The sequence below is a fragment of the Pseudomonas sp. LBUM1676 genome (assembly GCF_059695605.1).
This window is the reverse complement of record NZ_CP166777.1, coordinates 5,511,476-5,532,991: the sequence shown is the minus strand read 5'-3', so window position 1 is coordinate 5,532,991 and position 21,516 is coordinate 5,511,476. Positions and strand designations below refer to the sequence as shown.

20 protein-coding genes and 1 pseudogene are annotated in these 21,516 nt (G+C 57.7%); 7 read left to right on the top strand and 14 right to left on the bottom strand.

What is annotated here, in order from left to right:
• Positions 1-48: 48 nt before the first annotated feature.
• Positions 49-903: a LysR family transcriptional regulator gene (locus tag ACA041_RS25555; protein WP_497438373.1), complete on the bottom strand. Its 855-nt coding sequence runs from the start codon at positions 901-903 to the stop codon at positions 49-51.
• A gap of 89 nt (positions 904-992) precedes the next feature.
• Here ACA041_RS25555 and ACA041_RS25550 point away from each other — a divergent pair, with 89 nt between their 5' ends.
• Positions 993-1,430, top strand: coding sequence for a multidrug/biocide efflux PACE transporter (locus ACA041_RS25550; protein WP_497438372.1), 438 nt, complete (start codon positions 993-995; stop codon positions 1,428-1,430).
• A 63-nt stretch (positions 1,431-1,493) separates the two neighbouring features.
• Here the strand turns inward: ACA041_RS25550 and ACA041_RS25545 are convergent, their stop codons facing one another.
• A complete protein-coding gene (locus ACA041_RS25545) occupies positions 1,494-2,516 on the bottom strand; it encodes a transporter (protein ID WP_497438371.1) in 1,023 nt (340 codons plus the stop codon).
• Between the two features lie 274 nt (positions 2,517-2,790).
• On the opposite strand from ACA041_RS25545, the gene ACA041_RS25540 reads away from it, so the two are divergent.
• A complete protein-coding gene (locus ACA041_RS25540; RefSeq protein WP_497438370.1) occupies positions 2,791-4,416 on the top strand; it encodes a methyl-accepting chemotaxis protein in 1,626 nt (541 codons plus the stop codon).
• Between the two features lie 68 nt (positions 4,417-4,484).
• Here the strand turns inward: ACA041_RS25540 and ACA041_RS25535 are convergent.
• The 3 genes and pseudogenes from ACA041_RS25535 to ACA041_RS25525 all read right to left on the bottom strand — a co-directional run.
• Positions 4,485-4,613, bottom strand: a pseudogene (locus tag ACA041_RS25535) (sensor histidine kinase); the annotation flags it as partial.
• 159 nt (positions 4,614-4,772) lie between these two features.
• Positions 4,773-5,078, bottom strand: coding sequence for a PepSY domain-containing protein (locus ACA041_RS25530; protein WP_497438369.1), 306 nt, complete (start codon positions 5,076-5,078; stop codon positions 4,773-4,775).
• Positions 5,079-5,238: 160 nt separating this feature from the next.
• Positions 5,239-6,366 (bottom strand): glycerophosphodiester phosphodiesterase, encoded by a 1,128-nt coding sequence (locus ACA041_RS25525; RefSeq protein ID WP_497438368.1) that lies wholly within the window; start codon positions 6,364-6,366, stop codon positions 5,239-5,241.
• Between the two features lie 234 nt (positions 6,367-6,600).
• Here ACA041_RS25525 and ACA041_RS25520 point away from each other — a divergent pair, with 234 nt between their 5' ends.
• Positions 6,601-6,927, top strand: coding sequence for a DUF2025 family protein (locus ACA041_RS25520; RefSeq protein WP_497438367.1), 327 nt, complete (start codon positions 6,601-6,603; stop codon positions 6,925-6,927).
• Positions 6,928-7,088: 161 nt separating this feature from the next.
• On the opposite strand, the gene ACA041_RS25515 is transcribed toward ACA041_RS25520, so the two are convergent.
• Entirely contained in the window at positions 7,089-7,697 is a 609-nt protein-coding gene (locus ACA041_RS25515) for a TetR/AcrR family transcriptional regulator (RefSeq protein WP_497438366.1), read from the bottom strand.
• A 214-nt stretch (positions 7,698-7,911) separates the two neighbouring features.
• Between ACA041_RS25515 and ACA041_RS25510 the strand changes: the two genes are divergently transcribed.
• Positions 7,912-8,964, top strand: a complete 1,053-nt coding sequence (locus tag ACA041_RS25510; protein ID WP_497438365.1) for an MBL fold metallo-hydrolase — start codon at positions 7,912-7,914, stop codon at positions 8,962-8,964.
• 136 nt (positions 8,965-9,100) lie between these two features.
• Positions 9,101-10,621: an amidase family protein gene (locus tag ACA041_RS25505; RefSeq protein WP_497438364.1), complete on the top strand. Its 1,521-nt coding sequence runs from the start codon at positions 9,101-9,103 to the stop codon at positions 10,619-10,621.
• 65 nt (positions 10,622-10,686) lie between these two features.
• Here ACA041_RS25505 and ACA041_RS25500 read toward each other — a convergent pair whose 3' ends face one another.
• Complete coding sequence (locus ACA041_RS25500) at positions 10,687-11,004, bottom strand: helix-turn-helix domain-containing protein (protein WP_497438363.1); 318 nt, start codon at positions 11,002-11,004, stop codon at positions 10,687-10,689.
• A gap of 93 nt (positions 11,005-11,097) precedes the next feature.
• Complete coding sequence (locus ACA041_RS25495; RefSeq protein ID WP_497438362.1) at positions 11,098-11,865, bottom strand: AraC family transcriptional regulator; 768 nt, start codon at positions 11,863-11,865, stop codon at positions 11,098-11,100.
• 113 nt (positions 11,866-11,978) lie between these two features.
• Between ACA041_RS25495 and ACA041_RS25490 the strand changes: the two genes are divergently transcribed.
• Positions 11,979-12,779 (top strand): sulfite exporter TauE/SafE family protein, encoded by an 801-nt coding sequence (locus ACA041_RS25490; protein ID WP_497438361.1) that lies wholly within the window; start codon positions 11,979-11,981, stop codon positions 12,777-12,779.
• A 245-nt stretch (positions 12,780-13,024) separates the two neighbouring features.
• Here the strand turns inward: ACA041_RS25490 and ACA041_RS25485 are convergent, their stop codons facing one another.
• From ACA041_RS25485 to ACA041_RS25460, 6 genes are all read right to left on the bottom strand, one after another.
• A complete protein-coding gene (locus ACA041_RS25485) occupies positions 13,025-14,014 on the bottom strand; it encodes a hypothetical protein (protein ID WP_497438360.1) in 990 nt (329 codons plus the stop codon).
• Positions 14,015-14,466: 452 nt separating this feature from the next.
• Positions 14,467-15,180 carry an HNH endonuclease gene (locus ACA041_RS25480; protein WP_497438359.1) on the bottom strand — a complete coding sequence of 238 codons (714 nt, stop codon included), beginning with the start codon at positions 15,178-15,180 and terminating at the stop codon, positions 14,467-14,469.
• A 115-nt stretch (positions 15,181-15,295) separates the two neighbouring features.
• Positions 15,296-15,835, bottom strand: a complete 540-nt coding sequence (locus ACA041_RS25475) for a BRO-N domain-containing protein (RefSeq protein WP_497438358.1) — start codon at positions 15,833-15,835, stop codon at positions 15,296-15,298.
• 416 nt (positions 15,836-16,251) lie between these two features.
• Positions 16,252-17,502, bottom strand: coding sequence for a ribonucleotide-diphosphate reductase subunit beta (locus tag ACA041_RS25470; protein WP_008034875.1), 1,251 nt, complete (start codon positions 17,500-17,502; stop codon positions 16,252-16,254).
• 519 nt (positions 17,503-18,021) lie between these two features.
• Positions 18,022-18,336: a hypothetical protein gene (locus ACA041_RS25465; RefSeq protein ID WP_497438357.1), complete on the bottom strand. Its 315-nt coding sequence runs from the start codon at positions 18,334-18,336 to the stop codon at positions 18,022-18,024.
• Positions 18,337-18,523: 187 nt separating this feature from the next.
• Entirely contained in the window at positions 18,524-18,787 is a 264-nt protein-coding gene (locus ACA041_RS25460; RefSeq protein ID WP_497438356.1) for a DUF2790 domain-containing protein, read from the bottom strand.
• Positions 18,788-19,260: 473 nt separating this feature from the next.
• Between ACA041_RS25460 and acs the strand changes: the two genes are divergently transcribed.
• Positions 19,261-21,216 carry an acetate--CoA ligase gene (gene acs, locus ACA041_RS25455; RefSeq protein ID WP_497438355.1) on the top strand — a complete coding sequence of 652 codons (1,956 nt, stop codon included), beginning with the start codon at positions 19,261-19,263 and terminating at the stop codon, positions 21,214-21,216.
• The last annotated feature ends 300 nt before the right edge of the window (positions 21,217-21,516 follow it).

Below are 21,516 nucleotides of genomic sequence, written 5' to 3'. Positions count from 1 at the left end.
GTGATCTTGCGGGCCTCTTCGCGAGCCTGCTCGCGAATGGCGGCACCGCTATTCCAGCATTTTGCTGATTAACCAACTCCCGGCTGGCCCCGGCGGATGCAGGCTCGACCACAGCGCGTCCACCGACACGGTCTTCGGCCAGCCACGCACCTGAATCTCTTGCAACGACCCCGCCCCAAAGCGCTCCACCAACCACCGGGGCAAGGGTGCCCAGCCGAATCCGCCTTGAGCCATTTCCAGCAGCATCAGGTAACTCGGCGCCGACCAGACACGCCCCTTGGCCCGGCTTTCATAGGGATTGACGATGGTCGCCAGGCGCAGTTCGCGATGCTGCTGCAGCACGTCCTGATCCACCTTTGCCAACGCTGCCAACGGATGTTCAGGGGCTACGAACAGGGCGATTTCCGTGCGTTCGTCCACCGTTGAGCTGAGCAGGTCCGGCGGGTAGCTGTCTTGCCTCTCGGCGAAGGCGACATGGGCTCGACCGCTTTGCACCAGCGCCACCAGGTCATCGCATTCGGCAATCAGGCATTCGAGTTCCAGGTCCGGATATCGCTGTTCGAAGGTACTCAACGCCGCTTCGAAGCGATCGGACTGGTAGGTGTCGGACAGCGCCACCGTCAGTTTCGCCTCGATCCCCTCGGCCAATTGGCTGGCGGTCATTTCCAGGCGGCTGGTGGCGGCCAGGATTTCTTCGGCCCGCTGTAACACGACGTGCCCGGCCGGGGTCAGACCGGGCTTGCGACTGCTGCGATCGAACAAGGTCAGGTTCAGGTCGATTTCCAGGCTGGCCACCGCCGCGCTGATGGTCGACTGACTGCGGCCCAGCTTGCGCGCCGCAGCGGAAAACGAGCCTTGCGTCGCCGCCTGGACGAACGCCAGCAGCACTTCGTGAGAGGCCATGAACTATCGCCCTGATCGATGGTTATTGATTATGAAGTATCGGCGTGATGACAGACCATGGCAACCACAGTCACTCAAGGAGTCTGGCCATGAACGCCAATAAATCCATCACTGAACGTATTCTCCAGGCCATGGGTTTCGAACTGCTGGCGGTGCTGATCTGCACCCCGTTGCTCGCCTGGGTCATGGACAAACCGATGCTGGAAATGGGCGTGGCGACCATTGCAATCGCAGGGTTGGCCCTGGCCTGGAACGTGATCTTCAACGGCTTGTTCGACCGCGCGCTCAAGCGTCTTGCCCTGGTGCGTAACGCCTGGCTTCGCGTGGTACATGCGTTGCTGTTCGAAGGCGGGCTGGTCGCCGTCGGCGTGCCGCTGATAGCCTGGTGGCTGAATATCAGCCTGTGGCAAGCGTTCCTGCTGGACATTGGCGTGTTGCTGTTTTTCCTGCCGTACACCTACGTTTATCACTGGGCGTATGACGTGGTGCGTGAGCGGGTGGTAATGCGCACTTCTTTCGATGGATAAAAGTAAAGATCGCAGCCTGCGGCAGCTCCTCGGATCGCCGCGCCGCTCGCTCCTACAGAGAACTCAATAATCCTGCCGCTTGCGAAACGCCCAGCGCCCGGCGATCACGGTAAAGGTCGCGACCAATGCCACCAGGATCCAGAACCCCTCAGGGTCACCGGAAAGCGGTACCCCACCGACGTTCATGCCAAAGAACCCGGCAATGATGTTGATCGGCAGCGCCAGCACCGTGACCACGGTCAGGGTGAACAAGGTGCGGTTACTTTGTTCATTGAGGTTGGCGGCGATTTCTTCCTGCAACAGCTTGATCCGTTCCCCCAGTGCCGTGAGGTCGTTGATGATCAGCGCAAACTCCTCGGTGGATTTGCGCAACTCCTTCACGTCCTCTTTCTGCAACCACTGCGGCGGCCGATTGAGCAACCGCAGCAACGAGCCCGGTTCGAGCGCCAGCAGGCGTTGCAGGCGCACCAGCACCCGGCGGTTGGCGCCCAGTTCCGCGCGATTGGTCGACAATCGTGAGGACAGTAATTCATCTTCGATCTGGTCGACACTGAGGCTGGTCTTGCGCACGATCTGCGTCAGCACTTCGCCCTGATCGCGCAGTAAATGCACCAGCAATTCCAGCGGCGAGCGAAAGCACTCGCCGGCCTTCACCGACGAGCGCAATTTATCCACCGAATGCAGTGGTTGCAGGCGCGCGCTGATGATCAGCCGGCTGCGAGCACAGACCCACAGGGTCGACACATCGGACGACACCATGCTGCTGAGGTTGAACACCACATCGTTGACCACCGCCAGCAGCGCCGAATCGACGTGCTCGATACGCGTCGAACGCGAGCCTTCATGCAGTGCTTCAAAAAACTCTTCGGGCAACTCCAGATGATTTTTCATCCAGCGCTCGCACGCGGCATGTGCGAGGTTGAGGTGCAGCCAGAGAAATTCGTCGCTGTCATCCGGCTGATCCAGGCACTGCAAGGCCCTGGCCGAATCGATTTCCCGACCGCGTTCGCCGGGGCGGAAACTGAAACCGTACAGCAGACCGAACAGGTCCGGGTCGCGATGACTTTGATCGATGCTGTGGTTCATGGAGGCTCGCTGCGAGGAGGCGCCTGTCGCGGGTTTCACAGGTTCCCTTGAGCCACATCATCGCAAGCCGCGATGACGGTTTTGTGACAGTTAAATAACGCAGACGATTGCTCTGCCATTGGTCGAATTAATCTCAAGAACCGCTCTGGCACGCCGATTACGCTTGGGTTAGATTGCGCGCCTTCGGCCATCTGCCAAGGTCGCAGACAGGGATGTCCCAACTACTTTACGTCTTACCCAAGGCGTACCTCACTCCTGTCACGAGTACCTTCCGATGTTTTTGCAAAAGTCCTTGAGAGCGCAAATTCTCGCCCTGCTGAGCGGCAGTCTGTTCGCAATGTTGTTGATCGCCCTGGCCTGCTTTCACTTTCTGTCCAGCGGTGTTCAGAGCTACGCCAAGCTGATCGAAGGCCCGTTGCAGACTTCGCAATTGATCGATGAAGCCAACTTGCAATTCAAGGTGCAGGTTCAGGAATGGAAAAACGTCCTGCTGCGCGGCAAACAACCGGCGGACCTGGAAAAGTACTGGAAACAATTCGAAGACCGTCAGCGCGATGTACAGGGCATCCTCGGGGAGTTGGCCGGGCAGAAGGGCATCGAGCCGCAACTCAAGACCCGCATCGAACGTCTGCGTGAGGAACATCGTCTGCTAGGCGCGGCGTATCGGAAGGGGCGCGATGCGTACGTGGCAGCCGGTGCCGATCCAACCGCGGGTGACACTGCGGTGAAGGGCGTGGACCGTGCGACCAGCGATCAAATGAGCGAACTGGTCAGCGAGTTGCGCCAGCAGGGCGCCGAGCAGTCGAAACTGATCAGTGCCAGCGCTGATCAGACGGTGCTGTCGGGAATTGTGGTGATGCTCGCTTCGGGGCTGTTGATCGGCCTGTTGAGCCTGTGGCTGATCAACCGCAACCTTGTGGTGCCGATCCGCAAGCTGATCGAGTACGTGGCGCAACTCAGTCAGGGCAGGTTTGCCGAGCGTGTGGCCAGCAACCGTCAGGATGAGTTGGGCAAATTAGCGATTGCGGCCAATACCCTTCGCGATTTTCTCGCCGACACCTTCAGCCGTTTGCAGGTCAGCGCCAAGGATCTGGACAGCGCCAGCGGTGAGCTCAAAGCGATCGCCAGCCTCATGGCCGGTGGCACCAACGAGCAGTTCAACCGTACCGATCAGGTGGCCACGGCAATGACCGAAATGTCCGCCACCGCGCAGGAAGTCGCGCGCCACGCCGTCGACGCCGCCCGTGCCGCCGACGATGCCGACCAGAGCGCGCAGCAGGGCGAGAAAGTCATGCAGGGCACCATCCACACCATCACCCAAATGCGCGGAGAAATCGCCAACACCGCCACGGTCATCCGTCGTCTGGAAACCGACAGCGGACGCATCGGCAAAGTGCTGGAAGTGATTCGCGGCATCGCCGAGCAGACTAACCTGCTGGCGCTCAACGCGGCTATCGAAGCGGCTCGCGCGGGTGAGGCCGGGCGTGGTTTCGCCGTGGTGGCCGATGAAGTGCGCAGCCTGGCCCAGCGGACGGCGGCGTCGATCATCGAGATCAACCAGATTATACAAAGCGTGCAAACCGGAGCGGTGGACGCAGCCCAGGCGATTGAAAGCGGCCAGTCGCGCAGCGAGGAAAGTGTCCAGCAAGTGACCGAGGCAGGCGCCATGCTGGAACGCATCACCCAGGCTGTGGAAGCCATTCGCGACATGAACCGCCAGATCGCCACGGCCGCCGAAGAGCAGACCTCGGTGGCGGAAGACATCTCGCGCAACCTGAGCGAGATCACCAGCATCGCCAGTACCAACCTGGACAACGTGCAGCGTACCGAAGCGGCCAGCCACAATCTGCACGGGTTGTCGGGGCAGCTGAACGAGGTGACGGCGCGCTTGAGCGCCTGATCAGTGGCTCAATACCTGTTCACTTCGGTGTGGGCAGGCTGAAGGTAAAGATCGTGCCCTGCTCGGCGGGAATCTTCGGTGACGCGGGCCACTGCGGCAAAGCGCTGGCCGGTCATTTCGCGGATCACCTGAAGAATGGCGGGCACCGCGCCGATGCGACCGATGGTGGCGATGTCTGCTGCCGCTGTTTGACCCATGTACGTTGTTCTCGCTGCAGGATGCCGAGGCGTGTCGAGGAGTTCCAGCGGGCTGGCGCGAGGTTGGCGTCACTTGATTGATGGTGTTGGGGATCGGCTGCCGCAAGATGCAAAAAAGCCGCACGGACCCGAAAGTCGTGCGGCTTTTTGATGTGTGTATCAGTCGTCTTTTTTGTTTTTCAGGACTTCGCCAGTGGCGGCGTTCAGATCCACGTCCCACTCGACGTTCTTGGCATCACGCAGTTCGACTTCGTATTCGTAGCCGTTGAAGTGGTTGTCCAGGTCGCTGTCGGTAATCGTGGCACCCTTGTGCAACTTCAGTGCGATCTGGTTCAGTTCTTCCAGCGGCTTGATCTTGCCGTCTTTGACCAACTGAGGGATCTGGTCGACAGGAACATCGGCCTGGGCCAGGCCAGCGGTGAGGGTCAGGGCAGCAGCGGTGAACAAGGCAGTCAGGGTTTTCATGGGATTCTTTCCTTGGATGATCTGTTTAAGTGGGATCAGATTAACTGTGGCAACTTAATTCACCCTTAATTCCTAAAACCGCGTCGTAAAGTTTGCGCAGCCCCTGTAGGAGCTGGCTTGCCAGCGAAGCAGGCGACTCGGTGTATCGCCAGGCGCAAAATCAATACCCATTGTTCTGCAACAACTGCGTAACACTCGCCGCCGCCGGCCGTTTATAAAACTTGAGCAATTCGCTGGCGCGATTGGTAAAGATGCCATCGACGCCGGCGTCCATGACTATCTGATAATCCACTGCATCGTCGACAGTGTAAGCATGCACCAGCAAGCCCTGATCATGGGTGTACTGGTTCATCCACGGTTGCACCAGGTCCGAATAACTCTGATCGCCCCCTTGGGTCAGCCTGACAGACGGGCCGGTGCCGATCGCGCCCTGGGCCTTGGCATACTCGACCCAGCGCTGGAATTCAGCTTTGTCCTTCGGTTGCTGCTTGGCATAAAACGTCGCTTTGTCCTTGTCGCCGGACTCGGCAAAAGTCACCTTGGACTTGGGCTCGATGCTGCCTTCGCCGACCCACAGCAACAGGATCTTCGGCACTTGCGGCATTTCCTTTTCCAGCAGTTCAAGGCTGCCCTTCTCAAATGTTTGCAACACCACCTTGCCTTTGCCCTGGCCGACTGCCAGTTCACTTTTCACCAACTTCGAACCGGTCGGGCTCAACCAGCCGCGATCCTGGAGTTTTTCCTTGAGGTCGCGTTCGAGACCGGGAAACTGCTTCGGTTCCTTGGTTTCGATGTACAGGCCCGGCTTGTGCAGCGGGTTACCCTGGGCGATGTCGATGATCTCGTCCAGGGTCAGGATTTTCAAACCCGCATAGGCCGGACGGGCGCGATCCGGGTAAGCGCTGTTGAACCAGCTGCCCGCATCGAGGGTTTTCAGTTCGGCAAGGGTGAAGGCGTTGGCCGGGCTGTCCTTGCGCTCCGGAAATTTGGTGGCGACGTCGGTAGTGCGTTGCAGGTTGTCGTCGTGCAGGGCGAACAGCACGCCGTCCTTGCTGCGCTGCAAGTCCAGCTCCAGGTAGTCGGCGCCCAGATCGCGCGCCAGTTTGTAAGCCGGGGCGGTGGACTCCGGTGCATCGAAAGACGCGCCACGGTGGGCGATCACGGCCGGATGCGGGATACCCAGGCGGGTCGCCAGTGCGGTGGGGCTGGGTTCGCTGGCGGCCTGTGCCTGGCCGAGGCCGAGCAGCACACTCAGCAGCAGGGCGCTTTGGGTGAAGTTGACAGGCATGGGTCGAGGTCCTTTCGCAGTTTTTCAAAGAGCTCTCTTTTAACAACTGAGCGCCGCCGGCGCTATCGCGAGACCGACATAAACCTGTTCAAAGCAGATTTTTCCGCGCTTTTGTGCGGTTCTTTGCAGTACCCTTGGCCCCGGCAGTTTCCCCGACAGAGGGAAAAACCCTTCGCTTGCCTTGCGTGTAAACCATCGATCACCGGTCCTTCGCGACCCTTTGTGAGGTTTACCATGCGCATCACTTCCCAGCTTATCTGCCAGGCCGCTGACCAACTCAAAGGCTTCGTCGGCCTCAATCGCAAGACCGGCCAGTACATCGTTCGTTTCAGCGAAGACTCGTTCGGCATGGACGTGGCCGATGACGGCATTATTCCTGTGAGTGAGTTCGTCTGGGCGCCCGGCCCGGAGCAAGCCATGACGCTCAAGCGCGAGTTGATCCAGTTGCTGCTGGATCAGAATATCGATGACCGGATCAACATCACCGAGCCGTTGCGGGTGTATATGGCTCGGCGGGAAGTGCCGGAGATTTCGGCGGTGCGCAGTTTGGTGTCTGGCTGAGTTTTGCGGTGTCTGAGCGGGCCCCTTCGCGAGCAAGCCCGCTTCCACAGGGGATCCGGGTCGTACACAAAATGTGTGAACAACAAAGATCAAATGTGGGAGCGGGCTTGCTCGCGAAGGCGGCCTGAAGAGCTCAACAATTGTTACCGCTCAAGCTTGAGTTACACCTGGTAGCAAGCCAGAAACATATCCAGCGCCGACTCCACCACGGTGGCCTGCCTCTCGGGCGACAGACCCGGTAAGCCCATGGAAATCTGTGGCCAGAACGCAAAGGATTTGAGCATCCCTTGAATCTGCTGCGCGGCAAATTCCGGGTCAACCGGTTTCAAACGGCCATCGGCCTGGGCGGCACGGATCCACAGAGTCAGGTTCTCTTCACGTTCGCCCATCCGCGCGACCATGTTTTGCGCCCGCTCCGGGGAGTGGATGGTGGCGGCGATGGCGACCCGGGCCAGGTTGAGAAAATTGTCATCGCCCATCATCTGCAATTTAGCCATCAGCATCCGGCGCATCTGGTCGCGCAGGGGCAGGTCAGGGCGGTAGGACGTTTCCGGTTCTGCAGTCAGCCGCGCCCACAACTGATTGAGGATTTCGGCGAACAACTCTTCCTTGCTCGGAAAGTGGTTGTACACCGTGCGCTTCGACACCCCCGCGGTGGCGGCGATCTTGTCCATGCTGGTGATGTCGAAGCCGTTGGTACGGAATTCGGCAATCGCCGCCTGAATGATGGCTGCACGTTTTCGATCGGTGAGGCGCTGTGGAGCAGTCATGGGAACGCTTCGTAAGGATTAGGTAAAGAATTACACTGAGCAGTTTACTTGTGATCGGCATTGATGCAACCTAGAAACTACACTGTGCAGTGTAACGCTCTGTTAATCCTGTGCAGTAAAAATAGAGCTTTTCGGCTAATGCGTGCGTGCTTGGCCATTTATCGTTTCAAAGCAGAGAGCCGCGATTCATGCGGTTTTCCTGGAGTCCTCAGTCATGGCCTGTTCAATTTCCCCGGCGGACAACGCCTCCACACCCCAAGCCTCTCGCCAGACCCAAGGGCAGTACCGAAACCATGCCCCGGTGCAGCGCGAAGGCTTTCGTACAACCTTGCGCATCCTGTGGAACGTGATCTTCCACAAACCGAACAACACCCGCCCGACTGCGCCCGTTCCGGTTCAGAACCTGACTCGAGACGCCTTGATTGCCGCCCCCAATCACAGCGTCTACCGCCTTGGCCATTCCACCGTATTGCTCAAACTGCGGGACAAATTCTGGATCACCGACCCGGTTTTCGCCGAACGCGCCTCGCCGGTGCAATGGGCCGGCCCCAAGCGTTTTCATCAGCCGCCCATCAGCCTGGAAGAGCTGCCGCCGATTGAAGCGGTGATCCTGTCCCACGATCACTACGACCACCTCGATTCTCAGGCGGTCCTTAAACTGGCGGACAAGACCCGCTACTTCCTGACTCCGTTGGGCGTTGGCGATACCTTGATCAAGTGGGGGATCGACCCCGGCAAAGTGCGTCAACTGGACTGGTGGCAGGGCACCGAGGTCGATGGCCTGCAGTTCATCGCTACGCCTTCGCAGCATTTTTCCGGCCGTGGCCTGTTCGATGGCAACAGCACGTTGTGGGCTTCATGGGTGATGATCGACGGCGATACGCGAATCTTCTTCAGCGGCGACAGCGGCTACTTCGACGGCTTCAAACGCATCGGTGAACACTATGGGCCGTTCGACCTGACGCTGATGGAAACAGGCGCCTACAACGTCGAGTGGCCCCATGTGCACATGCAGCCAGAGCAAACCTTGCAAGCGCATATCGATCTCAAAGGACGGTGGTTACTGCCCATTCACAACGGTACGTTCGATTTGTCGATGCATGCCTGGTACGAGCCGTTTGACCGGATTCTGGCACTGGCCTGGGAGCGCAATGTTTCGATCGCCACGCCGCAAATGGGCCAAGCGTTTAATGTGAACTATCCACAGCGCGGCAGCACCTGGTGGGATGAGGTCGAGCAGCGGACGTACCAACAGAGTGTCGGCTGAAGCGGCTACAGATGGGTGCGAGTATTCGTACAGGATCCAGCGATAAGTGATGACGGACATTTTCAGCGGCGTCTGTAGGCTGGAAACCGAGTGAGCTCAATCACTCGCCATCAATTATCACAAGGATCTTTTTCACATGGATGTGACATTAAAAGCCTGCATGACGCGGCTGGTCCCGCTTGTCCTGCTTTCGATCGCCAGCGCAACCCTTGCGCAAATAGCGGCAGCTGAATCGAGGCTGGAGTATTTAAGTGTCGATGAAATCAACAAGAGAATGGAGCGCGACCAGCTGAGTGCTGTAGTGCTGGTGCAGCACCTGCAACAGCGGATCGAGAGGCTGGATAAACGGGGGCCGGCGATCAACGCGATCATTGAGCTCAATCCGGACGCATTGGCCATTGCCGAGTCGCTGGATCAGGAGCGACGACAAGGACACGTGCGCGGTCCTCTGCACGGAATTCCGGTATTGCTCAAAGACAATATCGATACCTCCGACCAGATGCAGACCAGTGCCGGCTCGTTGGCCATGGTCGGGCAACCTGCCGCGCAGGATGCCTTTATCGTGCAAAGGCTCAGAGCCGCCGGGGCTGTCATCCTGGGTAAAACCAACCTCAGCGAGTGGGCCAATTTTCGCGACCCTGCCATCCCCGATGGCTGGAGTGGCCGCGGCGGACAAACCAAGAACCCGCACGTGTTGAGTGAAACCCCCTGCGGTTCCAGCTCGGGCTCCGGCGCTGCCGTCGCCGCGGGTTTTGCACCCTTGGCTGTCGGGACGGAAACCTCTGGCTCGATCATCTGCCCGGCATCCCTCAACGGCGTGGTGGGCCTCAAGCCTACCGTGGGCCTGCTCAGTCGTAGCGGCATCATTCCCGTGACGGACAAAACCGATACACCTGGGCCGATGACGCGCACCGTTCGCGAGGCTGCACTGCTGTTAAATGCCATGACGGGCAATGACGGCGCCGAACCCGTCAAAAAGCCACATTCCGTGCGCGGCGTGGACTATACGCAACTACTGCAACCGAACGCCCTGGCTGGACGGCGCATCGGTTACCCGATCAAGTTCGATACCAGCATCGAGGCGAAACAAATCGACCCTCAGTTTTCCCTGGCGCTGGAAATCATGCAGGCTGCAGGCGCCACCTTGATTCCGGTGGAGTTCATCGATCCTGAATCAAAAGGGGTAGAGGAGGCGTTCTCGATGGGTATCAAACGCAACCTTCCCGTCTATCTGGCAACGCGCAAAGGCCTTGCGGCACGGAGCCTGGAGGATCTTGTGAAATTCAACGATAACTCTCCCGGCGCCGAAGGTTATGGACAAACCACGTTGAGCGCAGCCAACGACATTGATTTTGACGAGCGCACGTACAACCAGTTGTGGCAAAAAATCCAAAGTGAAAATGCGGCCGCCATCGACAGCTTGCTGGTCACCCATCAACTGGATGCCCTGGTGCTGGACGTCGGTTCACCCGGCTTGAACGTGGCCCCGCTGGCGGGGTATCCCGGCATCATGATGCCTTCGGGGATAGACGATGCCGGGGTGCCTACCTCGGTGTACTTCTTCGGTGCACGCTGGAGCGAGGCCACGCTTCTGGCGCTGGCTTACGGTTATGAACAAGTGTCTCGTGCGCGGCGGGCACCGGCGTTTATTCCGTAGGTATTGACGGGTGCGGAACAGGTCGTAGCTCGGATGCTCATCGAGTATTAGAGCTACTACCTGTGTCACTCAACCATCGCAAAATCCGGCCGCCCCACCGGATTCGGCGTCGACCCCCTCACATTCATCCCTCTCCCCGGTGCAAAACCCGGGAAGAACACCAAGCCCTCCGATTCAAACCGATAAGCCAACGCCAGCCGGGTTACATCCAGCACCTCGCGCTCGGCTTCAAACCGTTGAATGGCGTCAACCGAAACACCGGATTCCTCAGACAGCTCTTCAACGCTCCAACCCAGCATCGCCCGGGCCTGGGCGCAGTGTGTGGGGGTGAATTGGAAAAGGGCGATACGTTCCAGGGTAATTTTCATCGCAAGAGAGGCCATGGTGTTCTCCGGGCTCGAGAGTGTCGGTTCAAAATATACTGTGTTTTTGTACAGTTGTTTTGCCCCCGGATCAAACTCATTTTTTGATGGATCCTATTTCACACCCTCCAACCAGACGGACGGTGGCTGCCCCAACACCCGGCGAAACATGGTCGAAAACGCCGCCGGACTCTCATAGCCAAAATCCAGGGCAATGCGCGTCACCGGTTCACCCACGGCCAATCGCGCGAGCGCCAGCACCACACACGCCCGCTGCCGCCACTGGCTGAAACTCAGATCGGTCTGTTGGCGAAACAGACGATTGAACGTGCGCAAACTGATATGTAACTGATCCGCCCATTGCTGCGGTGCCTGATGCGCGTCGGGCCGCTGCAAAAAGCCCTGGCACAACCCGAGCAGACGGGCATCGACGGGCAGCGGAATGTGCAAGGGCAGGTGAGCGCTACGCGACAGTTCATGCAGCAGCAAGTCGACCAATGCGCCATCGCGGCCGATTTCTTCGTACTCCAGCGCCATCTCCACCGCCTCCATCAGCAGATGCCGCAGCAACGGCGAAACACTGATCACCTGGCAACGAAGCCCCAAGTCCACTGCTCCCGGTTCGATGTACAAGCTGCGAGTACTCACCCCCAGCATCAACACCTCATGGGCCACCCCCGGTGGAATCCACACCGCTCGTTGCGGTGGCACCACCCAATTGCCGTCGTGGGTGCTGACCTGCATCACCCCGCTGGCGCCGTACAACAACTGCGCCCGACGGTGCGTATGCCGAGGCAACAAATGACCATGGGGATAATCCGTGCCGATGGCTACCACTCGCCGTGGAGTGTCATCCAGCAGATCAATCGAAACATTGCGCATCGAAGCAGCACCCGGCGGTTGGCGTAAACGAACACATTATTGGCCGACTTGCTGAAGCAGGCCAAGTCGCCTCGCTCTATCGTCGACCGCTCTCAACCCACGGATGAAACACAATGTTCTATCTCTTGCTGGCACTGTTCGGCTGCATGACCGGCATCACCGCCGTGCTGTTCGGCTTCGGCGGCGGCTTCGTCGTCGTGCCATTGCTCTACCGCATGCTCATGGCCAGCCACGGCGCAGACGACCCCATCGGCCAATCGGCAATGCACATTGCCGTGGCCACCTCGACCTGCGTGATGATCGTCAACGCGCTGATGGCCACGGCAAAACACCGCCGAGCCGGTCATCTCATTCGCCATTATGTATGGCCATTGGCTGGATTCATCGGCATGGGCTCAATCATCGGCGCCGCCGCGGCAATGTGGGTGAGCGGCGAGGTGATCCGGTATGCGTTCATTGCCTACCTGGGCGTGACCATTGTTGACTGTCTGTTCAGACGCGGCTTTCTGACGCAATCCAATGACGCCATTCCACGGCGGTTGGGGAGGGTGGAAGTGTCTGGAGGTGGCGTAGGAATCGGCGCTATTGCCACGTTTCTCGGTGTAGGCGGGAGCGTCATGACTGTGCCGCTGTTGCGGCGATGCGGGTTGAGCATGACCCGGGCGACGTCCATGGCCAATCCTCTGAGTTTGCCGGTGGCGGTGGCTGGGACCCTGACTTACATGGCGATGGCTCGCTTCACCGAATTTGATCTGGGGCCGTGGTTTGTCGGTTACGTGGATGTGTTGGCGTTTGCGATATTGACGTTGGGATCCTTGCTGGGGATCAGGCTGGCAACACCATGGATCGGACGGCTACCGGACCGAATGCATGCGCGGGTCTATATTGGTTTGTTGGTTTGTTGGTTTTGGTGATGCTGAGTATGTGCGCCAGGTAAAGTTGGAATCAGCAGGCGTATTCGCAAGAATATGCCTTCGGCAAAGGCCATAAAGACCATTACTTCCCGGATGAGGAAATGATGGCTCACGGGGGCCGGCAATATTGCGGACTCGATGAAACCGGCATTCAGGCTGCGCGGGATCGACGTGACGAAGTGAAGCAGGAGATATGGCGCTGCAAAGACAACTTGACGCGCAATAAGCCAGCGCTGTGATTCGGATCACTTGCCCTCCAACCCTGGCGCCTCACGAATAATGAAGTGATCCAGGTTCTCGATATTGGCACTGAACACCCCGAACGTCTGCTCGGGGTTCTTCTTGCTCGGCACCTGCTGCAACTCCGGCGTCACACCATAGAAGAAGCAGTACAACTCGGCATCACTGTCGATGGCATGCTTGATCTCTTCCAGAAACGCTTTGCGCTTGCGGTAGTTCTCGATCAGCTTCTTGCTCAGGTAAACGTTGACCGAATAAGGCTTCTTCTTCGCCTCGTCCGCTTGCTTGAACCAGACCTTCTGCTCGAAATCGATGCGAAAGCTCTGGGTGTAGTCTTTGATTTCCTTGATCCTGCCCCAGTAGATCAGTCCCTTGTTGTCCTGCAGATACTCGATCTTCTTGAAGAACGATGCATAAGGCGCCGTATGCTCGCCAATCTTCAGCGGCATGCGCTTGAGCAACTCCTTGCCCTCGAAGTTCGACACGAAGCACTCTACCGGGTGGGCGAAGACACTGGTCTTGTCCGGCGCTGAATCGCGAGTCGGATGATCGACGTCATTGACCGCTGAAAATGGTTTGGGATCATCCCGCATGACATCCGCCGCCACCGCCGGGCTGGACGGCTTGCGCACATACTCACGCCGAGTCAGCAACAACTCCGACGGGAAATGTTCCTCGCGACTGTCATCTGTTTCCGCACCATCCGCCTCCACGCCCGACGCTGGCGTCTTCAGGCTGACATAAGGACAACCCTCAACATGCCGGGTGCTGGGTATGTTCTTGAAGTGCGGCGTGCGCACGTAATTCACATTTTTGGCGTTGAACGTCCCCAACACATTCGCTGCATCGAACGCCAATCGACAAGCATCGTTGGGGCACTGGAAGTGCTCTTTGGCGGAATCGAACGCCATCGTCTCGTCGAAATTCAAATCGCGCACGTCATAGATCGACAGCTTGTCGTCGAGACTGAGGCAGTAGGCGAGGTCGAATTTCATGGCGAGCTCAAGTACTTGAGTGGGAAAGGCTATTAATAGCGAGAGGCGGGCCGAGTTGCACTGACTGTTTTCAAAACCCCGCAAAACCCGCAACAAGCCACCGGCCCTGTAGGAGCGAGCTTGCTCGCGAAAAACCCAAGAACGCCACTGGGCATCTGGATACACGCATCATCGCTCAAAACCTTCGCCGAAACGCCACCCCTAGCCAGCTCGCTCCTAAGAACGAAGCCTGACAGAACTATTGATAGATTTGACGGCAGCCTGTGAGGTCATTTATTAGGGGAAGCCCACGCGCTTCTCATCCCCCTGTGGCGAGGGAGCTTGCTACCGCTGGGCTGCGCAGCAGCCCCAAATCCAGCAACGCGGTGAGTCAGACATACTCAGTTGTTTACTTGGCGACTGCTCCGCAGTCGACGGGAGCAAGCTCCCTCGCCACAGATTCGATCAGCCACTCATTCCTCTTCCAGCCGGCCCACCTTCTCATAAAGCTGAGCAGTGAATTCATCCCGGTCACTAGAATGGTGACAGCGGCGATGACAATTCGGGCACAACGCCACAGCATTGCTCGGACGATCCGAACCTTCCTGCGCTAAATGCTTAACGTGATGAACCTCCATAAACGGCCTGCCGTCCTTTTCAAATGGAGCCGGCTTTGCGCAACCCTCGCAGATGCCCTTGGCTTCTTTCCGCACCCAGGCTCTAACCTCAGGATCTCGTACAAAAGAGTTGCCCGAGCTCGGAACTTGTTGGGGTTTTAAAATCCCTTTCGGTTCGCCCTTGAACGATTGCTTCTCAAGTTTGATGGCGCGTTGTTCAAGCGTCGCTTCATCAGCCGTCGGGGCAAAGTCCTCGGGCGTTAAAGGACTAGGAGCGTTCAGCGCGTCGCGAATGCTGCGAATAACATTCGCGCCGACATTCTTGGCGGGTTTGTAGCCCACAATGCGCTTTCGCCCAAGTTCTTCCAACACGGTAGAAATGTTCTGCATCCGAAACTCAACCGAACCTTTGGTGCGGCCTGCTAAGGCCCCTTCGCGCAGGACACGATTCTCATGAGCCTTATTGACCGTCTGACCGCTCTGCTCGCGTGACAACATACTGAGATAGGCATCTACCGCAGCCTGAATCTCCGCGTCGCTCCAATCGCTGTTGCTCTTTTTCGTATCCATACAATCGCCGAGGGTAGAAAACCCTCGGACGATACTGAGTGGCCATCACGACTGTCTACGAAAATTCCTACAGAAAAAAGTAGCGATTCTTACGGTCGGTCCTACAAAGCGCTTTTCAGCGCTGACCAATCAAATGCTTCGAAGACTGAAACACCTCCAAAACTTTCCGCCACCAAGGCTTTACCACGGGCACTCGCCGCCGCGTGCGATTGAGCAGTAGATAAGGCATATCACGAAGTCTAATCCAGCCTTCATCTTGCCAATGCAACAGGCTCAACGACATCTCCCGCCAGTCCATCAAACTCATCATTGGCCGATCCGCATTTTTCGACTGTCCCGAATCGCGTAGTGTCGGTACCACGTGATGAGTCAACCACTCACGCAGCAACCTATGCCCCGGTGCGTAGTGATACACCAACAATGCATACACACCGGACTCGCTGAGCATCAACCGTTTTTCTGGTTGACCGTAGTAATCAATCAACAAGGTCTGGCGCTGATCCTCATCAAGCTTGCTGACCACACGATCATTCAGATGCACGCCTATCAAGCGACCCAGATCACGGGCGCAAAACCACGTCTGGTTTTCGAGAAGTAGGGCGTGGAGGGGGAGGTTGTGGCGTATGAATATCGTTGGGATGAATTGATCATGCATGACCGATCTCCGAAGCGGAGGGAGAACGGAGTGGAATTGATATAGGCATTTTCCCGAACCTCTACGTATGTATTTGGAGTGGGCCAGAACCCGACGTAGAGGACTTAAGAACATCCCAACAAGCATTCTTTCAAACACAAAGTTGTACGTATGTCTTTGAGACAAGCGCATTTCTGTGTGAGGAAGTTGCTTCTACGTTGGGCGTTTCTTAGGCACCTGCAACGGAGATTAGAGGTGATTTTAATGGGCATCAATGCGGAAGCAGCCGTAAGTGCTGTAGGAAATTTAGTTTCGTATCGTAGGGGTGAAAAAAGTACATTCACTGACCCATAAAAAAGCCCCGATCAGATCGGGGCTTTTGCTTTTTCGGTTTGTCGATTCAGATTGAGATCGTCAAATCGCGGCGAGCTCGGGAATCAATCCCAGCTAAGCGCACCACCGGTTTGGTATTCAATAACCCGAGTCTCAAAGAAATTCTTCTCTTTCTTCAAGTCCATAATCTCGCTCATCCAAGGGAACGGGTTAGTCGTCCCTGGATACTCTTCTTTGAGACCAATCTGCGACAGACGACGGTTAGCGATGAACTTGAGGTAGTCCTCCATCATCGCCGCATTCATCCCCAACACCCCACGAGGCATGGTATCGCGAGCGTATTCAATCTCCAGCTGAGTCCCCTGCAGAATCATCTGACTCGCTTCTTCCTTCATCTCGGCATCCCACAAATGCGGGTTCTCGATTTTGATCTGGTTGATCACGTCGATGCCGAAGTTCAGGTGCATGGATTCGTCGCGCAGGATGTACTGGAACTGCTCGGCGACGCCGGTCATTTTGTTGCGGCGGCCCATGGAGAGGATTTGGGTGAAGCCGCAGTAGAAGAAGATGCCTTCCAGGACGCAGTAGTAGGCGATCAGGTTGCGCAGCAGTTCTTTGTCGGTTTCGACGGTGCCGGTTTCGAACTTCGGATCGGAGATCGAGCGGGTGTATTTGAGGCCCCAGGTGGCTTTTTTCGCGACCGATGGGATCTCGTGGTACATGTTGAAGATTTCGCCTTCATCCATGGCCAGCGATTCGATGCAGTACTGGTAGGCGTGGGTGTGGATCGCCTCTTCGAACGCCTGGCGCAGGATGTACTGGCGGCATTCCGGGTTGGTGATCAGGCGGTACACGGCCAGGACCAGGTTGTTGGCTACCAGGGAGTCGGCGGTGGAGAAGAAGCCGAGGTTACGCATCACGATGCGGCGCTCGTCGTCGGTCAGGCCTTCCGGGTCTTTCCAGAGGGCGATGTCGGCGGTCATGTTGACTTCTTGCGGCATCCAGTGGTTTGCGCAACCGTCCAGATACTTCTGCCAAGCCCAGTCGTACTTGAAAGGTACGAGTTGGTTGAGGTCGGCGCGGCAGTTGATCATGCGCTTTTCGTCGACGGCGACACGGGCGGAGGCGCCTTCGAGTTCGGCGAGGCCTTCGGCGATGTCGAGGTTGTCCAGGGCTGCTTTGGCACGGGCGATTGCGGCGGAGTCGGACGCGGTAACGGCGCGAGCTTCTTGAGCAGCAACACCGCCAGCGGTGTCGAGGCGGTCCATGTTGGCTTCAGTCGCGTGGCCGGCGTTGGCGCCTTTTACAACGGTTTCGCCGCTGTCTTCTTTGTCGAATTCGTCCCAGCTCAGCATGACGTGTCGTCTCCTGCGTGAGGGCCAGATGCCCGTGTGAAAACTGATAGGTTGGTTTTTCACACGACCGTACTGGCCGCATTGGATAGCGTTTTTTGCAGCGGTACACGCAGGCAAATAAACATAATTTTGTACGGGGTTCCGAGAGCCTCTGACGGGCGCAGAAATCTGTGAAGACTTCGGCGTGGGCTTCAGACTGGCTGTTATCCCTGTAAGGGGATATTGCAGGCCCGTTTAAGGCGGCATTATAGGGAAATTTTTGCGGCCGTGGTGGGGCGAATCCGCGCATGGGGCAGTCGAGAATGAGGGGTTTTTCGGTCGGAGCGAGGGTTTACAGGGCTTTGGCTGGATATCGCGGGTGCAGATTTTTTTTCATAAATTTTGCCGAAGATTTTTTTTGTTCAAAAAACAGCCAGAAAATCGACTTTTTCACTACATCTTGTGTTTTTAGTCGTTTTTCGGTAGCTCCAGACACAACTAAGCCCGACCGAAGTCGGGCTGTGAAGTCGCACTCGAGGATCAGCTGAGGCGAGCAGCACCTACATGATCAGAACCATCGGCAGCGACTTTGGCGGCGCCGGTGTGATCGAAGCCGTCAGCAGCGACTTTGGCGGCGCCCGTGTGATCAAAACCATCCGAGGCGAGTTTGCCGGCTGCGGTGTGATCGGAACCGTCGGAGGCGAAGGACGCCGAACCGGTATGGTCGTAACCGTCAGAAGCGACAGCCGCCGAGGTGGTGTAGGCAGCCGAACCCGTGCGGTCGTAACCGTCGGCGGCGAAGGTGTTGGCGGCCAGGACGGAGAGGGTCAGGGCGAGGATCAGTTTGGTTTTCATGGTGTTGGCTCCAGGTTCGTTGGCGTTTTGTGCCTTGGGTGTGGAATTCATATTACGCCGATGAGTTCGATTAAAAAGCGCAAATAGATGCTTAAAACAATCGGTTTAATCGATATAAGGTTCGACGCTTCATTTGCCGAGGAGGGCGATCGGGTGGGTCGAACCTTGGGAAAAGGAGAGCGGAGGATCAGCCGTTGGAGCAGCCGTTGCCCATGACGCTGTAACGCAGAATGTGACGCTGGCCCTTGGAGTCGTCGTATTCCATTTTTGCCGGAACAACTTCGCAGACGTTGGGGATTTCGCTCATCGATATGACTTTGGCGATGTCCAGGTCGGTGGAGTAAGTGTATTCCTCGATGGCCGGTTGTTGCTGTGCGACATCAGTCGGCACCTCGTCTGCCATGGCGGTTGCGCACAGGCTGCTGAGGGCCAGAACTAATAAAGCTTTCATTTCAGGGTTACCTTTCAAAGGTCGAGTGGGGTCACGCAACCTTTTTGGGGTTGCGTGTGGAACTTTGTTGAAGAGTTTTGGATTAACTGCCTTTGTGGGGGCTGCGACTTGGTTAATCACGGTGCCTTGTTGGCGGGGCTGATTTTAGGGGTGGGGGGTGGATTCATATAGGTGGGCTTTTGATAAACACCTTTGGCAAATTTTGTAACAATCATCGGATAACGGTGGGGGAATGGGTTTGTTCGTGTGGGGTGTGGGCGATAATGCGTGCGGTCTGACGGCCCGTGGTGTTCTCTGGTTTTTCGCGAGCAAGCTCGCTCCTACGGAGGGTTGCGGGGTGTTTGGGGGGTGGGTTTCGGGCTTATCACGGTAATTTGTAGGGGCTTGTTACTACCATCGTCGAATGGTTCTATAGGCCCGGTCCGGCTACAACTGGGTCATACAAAAACAACTATTCCACCGAGGTAAGAAAGATGAGTGCGGCTTCTTTGTATCCCGTTCGTCCCGAGGTAGCAGCCAACACGCTGACTGACGAGGCCACCTACAAGGCCATGTACCAGCAGTCGGTCGTCAACCCGGACGGATTCTGGCGCGAGCAAGCCAAGCGTCTCGACTGGATCAAGCCTTTCACCACGGTGAAGCAGACCTCTTTCGACGATCACCATGTCGACATCAAGTGGTTCGCTGACGGCACCCTCAACGTTTCCTACAACTGCCTCGACCGTCATCTGGCCGAGCGCGGCGATCAGGTCGCGATCATCTGGGAAGGGGATGACCCTGCCGAGAGCCGCAACATCACCTACCGCGAATTGCACGAAGAAGTCTGCAAGTTCGCCAACGCCCTGCGCGGCCAGGATGTGCACCGCGGCGACGTGGTGACTATCTATATGCCGATGATCCCCGAAGCCGTGGTCGCCATGCTGGCCTGCACCCGGATCGGCGCGATTCACTCGGTGGTGTTCGGTGGTTTCTCGCCGGAAGCCCTGGCTGGCCGGATCATCGACTGCCGCTCCAAAGTGGTGATCACCGCTGACGAAGGTGTTCGTGCCGGCAAGAAGATCCCGCTCAAGACCAACGTCGATGACGCGCTGACCAACCCGGAAACCAGCAGCGTGCAGAAAGTCATCGTGTGCAAGCGCACCGGTGGCGACATCAAGTGGAACCAGCATCGCGACATCTGGTACGAAGACCTGATGAAAGTGGCGGGCAGTGTCTGCGCGCCGAAAGAGATGGGCGCCGAAGAAGCGTTGTTCATCCTTTACACCTCCGGTTCCACCGGCAAGCCCAAGGGCGTGCAGCACACCACCGGCGGTTACCTGCTGTATGCGGCGATGACCCACGAGCGCGTGTTCGACTATCGCCCTGGCGAAGTCTACTGGTGCACCGCTGACGTCGGCTGGATCACCGGCCACACCTACATCGTCTACGGCCCGCTGGCCAACGGCGCGACCACGCTACTGTTCGAAGGCGTGCCGAACTATCCGGACATCACCCGGGTGGCGAAGATCGTCGACAAGCACAAGGTCAATATCCTCTACACCGCGCCGACCGCGATTCGCGCAATGATGGCGTCCGGCACTGCCGCTGTTGAAGGTGCTGATGGCAGTAGCTTGCGCCTGTTGGGTTCGGTCGGTGAGCCGATCAACCCGGAAGCCTGGGATTGGTACTACAAGAATGTCGGGCAGTCCCGTTGCCCGATCGTCGACACCTGGTGGCAGACCGAAACCGGCGCCACCCTGATGAGCCCGTTGCCGGGTGCTCACGGTCTCAAGCCGGGTTCTGCGGCGCGTCCGTTCTTCGGCGTGGTGCCGGCCCTGGTGGATAACCTGGGTAACATCATCGAAGGCGTGGCCGAGGGCAACCTGGTGATTCTCGATTCGTGGCCGGGCCAGGCGCGTACGCTGTATCGCGACCATGACCGCTTCGTCGACACCTACTTCAAGACGTTCCGTGGCATGTACTTCACCGGTGACGGTGCGCGTCGTGACGCCGATGGTTACTACTGGATCACCGGTCGTGTGGATGACGTGCTCAACGTGTCCGGGCACCGCATGGGTACGGCAGAGATCGAAAGCGCGATGGTTGCCCACCCGAAAGTCGCCGAGGCGGCAGTGGTGGGTGTGCCGCACGACATCAAGGGGCAGGGCATTTATGTCTACGTCACGCTGATCGGTGGCGAAGAGCCGACCGAGCAGTTGCGCCTGGAACTGAAAAACTGGGTGCGTAAAGAGATTGGCCCGATTGCTTCACCGGATGTCATCCAGTGGGCGCCGGGGCTGCCGAAAACCCGTTCGGGCAAGATCATGCGCCGGATTCTGCGCAAGATTGCCACGGCTGAGTACGATGGGTTGGGGGATATCTCGACCCTGGCGGATCCGGGTGTGGTGCAGCATTTGATTGATGAACACAAGATCATGAACGTCGCTTAACCTGGCGTTCCTGAGTCATCGAAGCCCCGCCCGGCATTGCGCCGGGTGGGGCTTTTTTTGTCTGGGGTTTTTGTGGGGGGGCATTCGGGCCTCATCGCTAGCAGGCTAGCTCCCACAAGGATCTCCAGTGGATTCACAATTTGAACCGAGCGCAGTTCCCATGTGGGAGCTAGCCTGCTAGCGATGGCGATCTGTCAGACGCTAAATAAACATCGACCAATAATTATCGGCTTCACCCGTAAGCCAATTCCCACTGTTACCCATCCCCCTTCAAGTAACTGAATGTGTAACCGCTCGCGC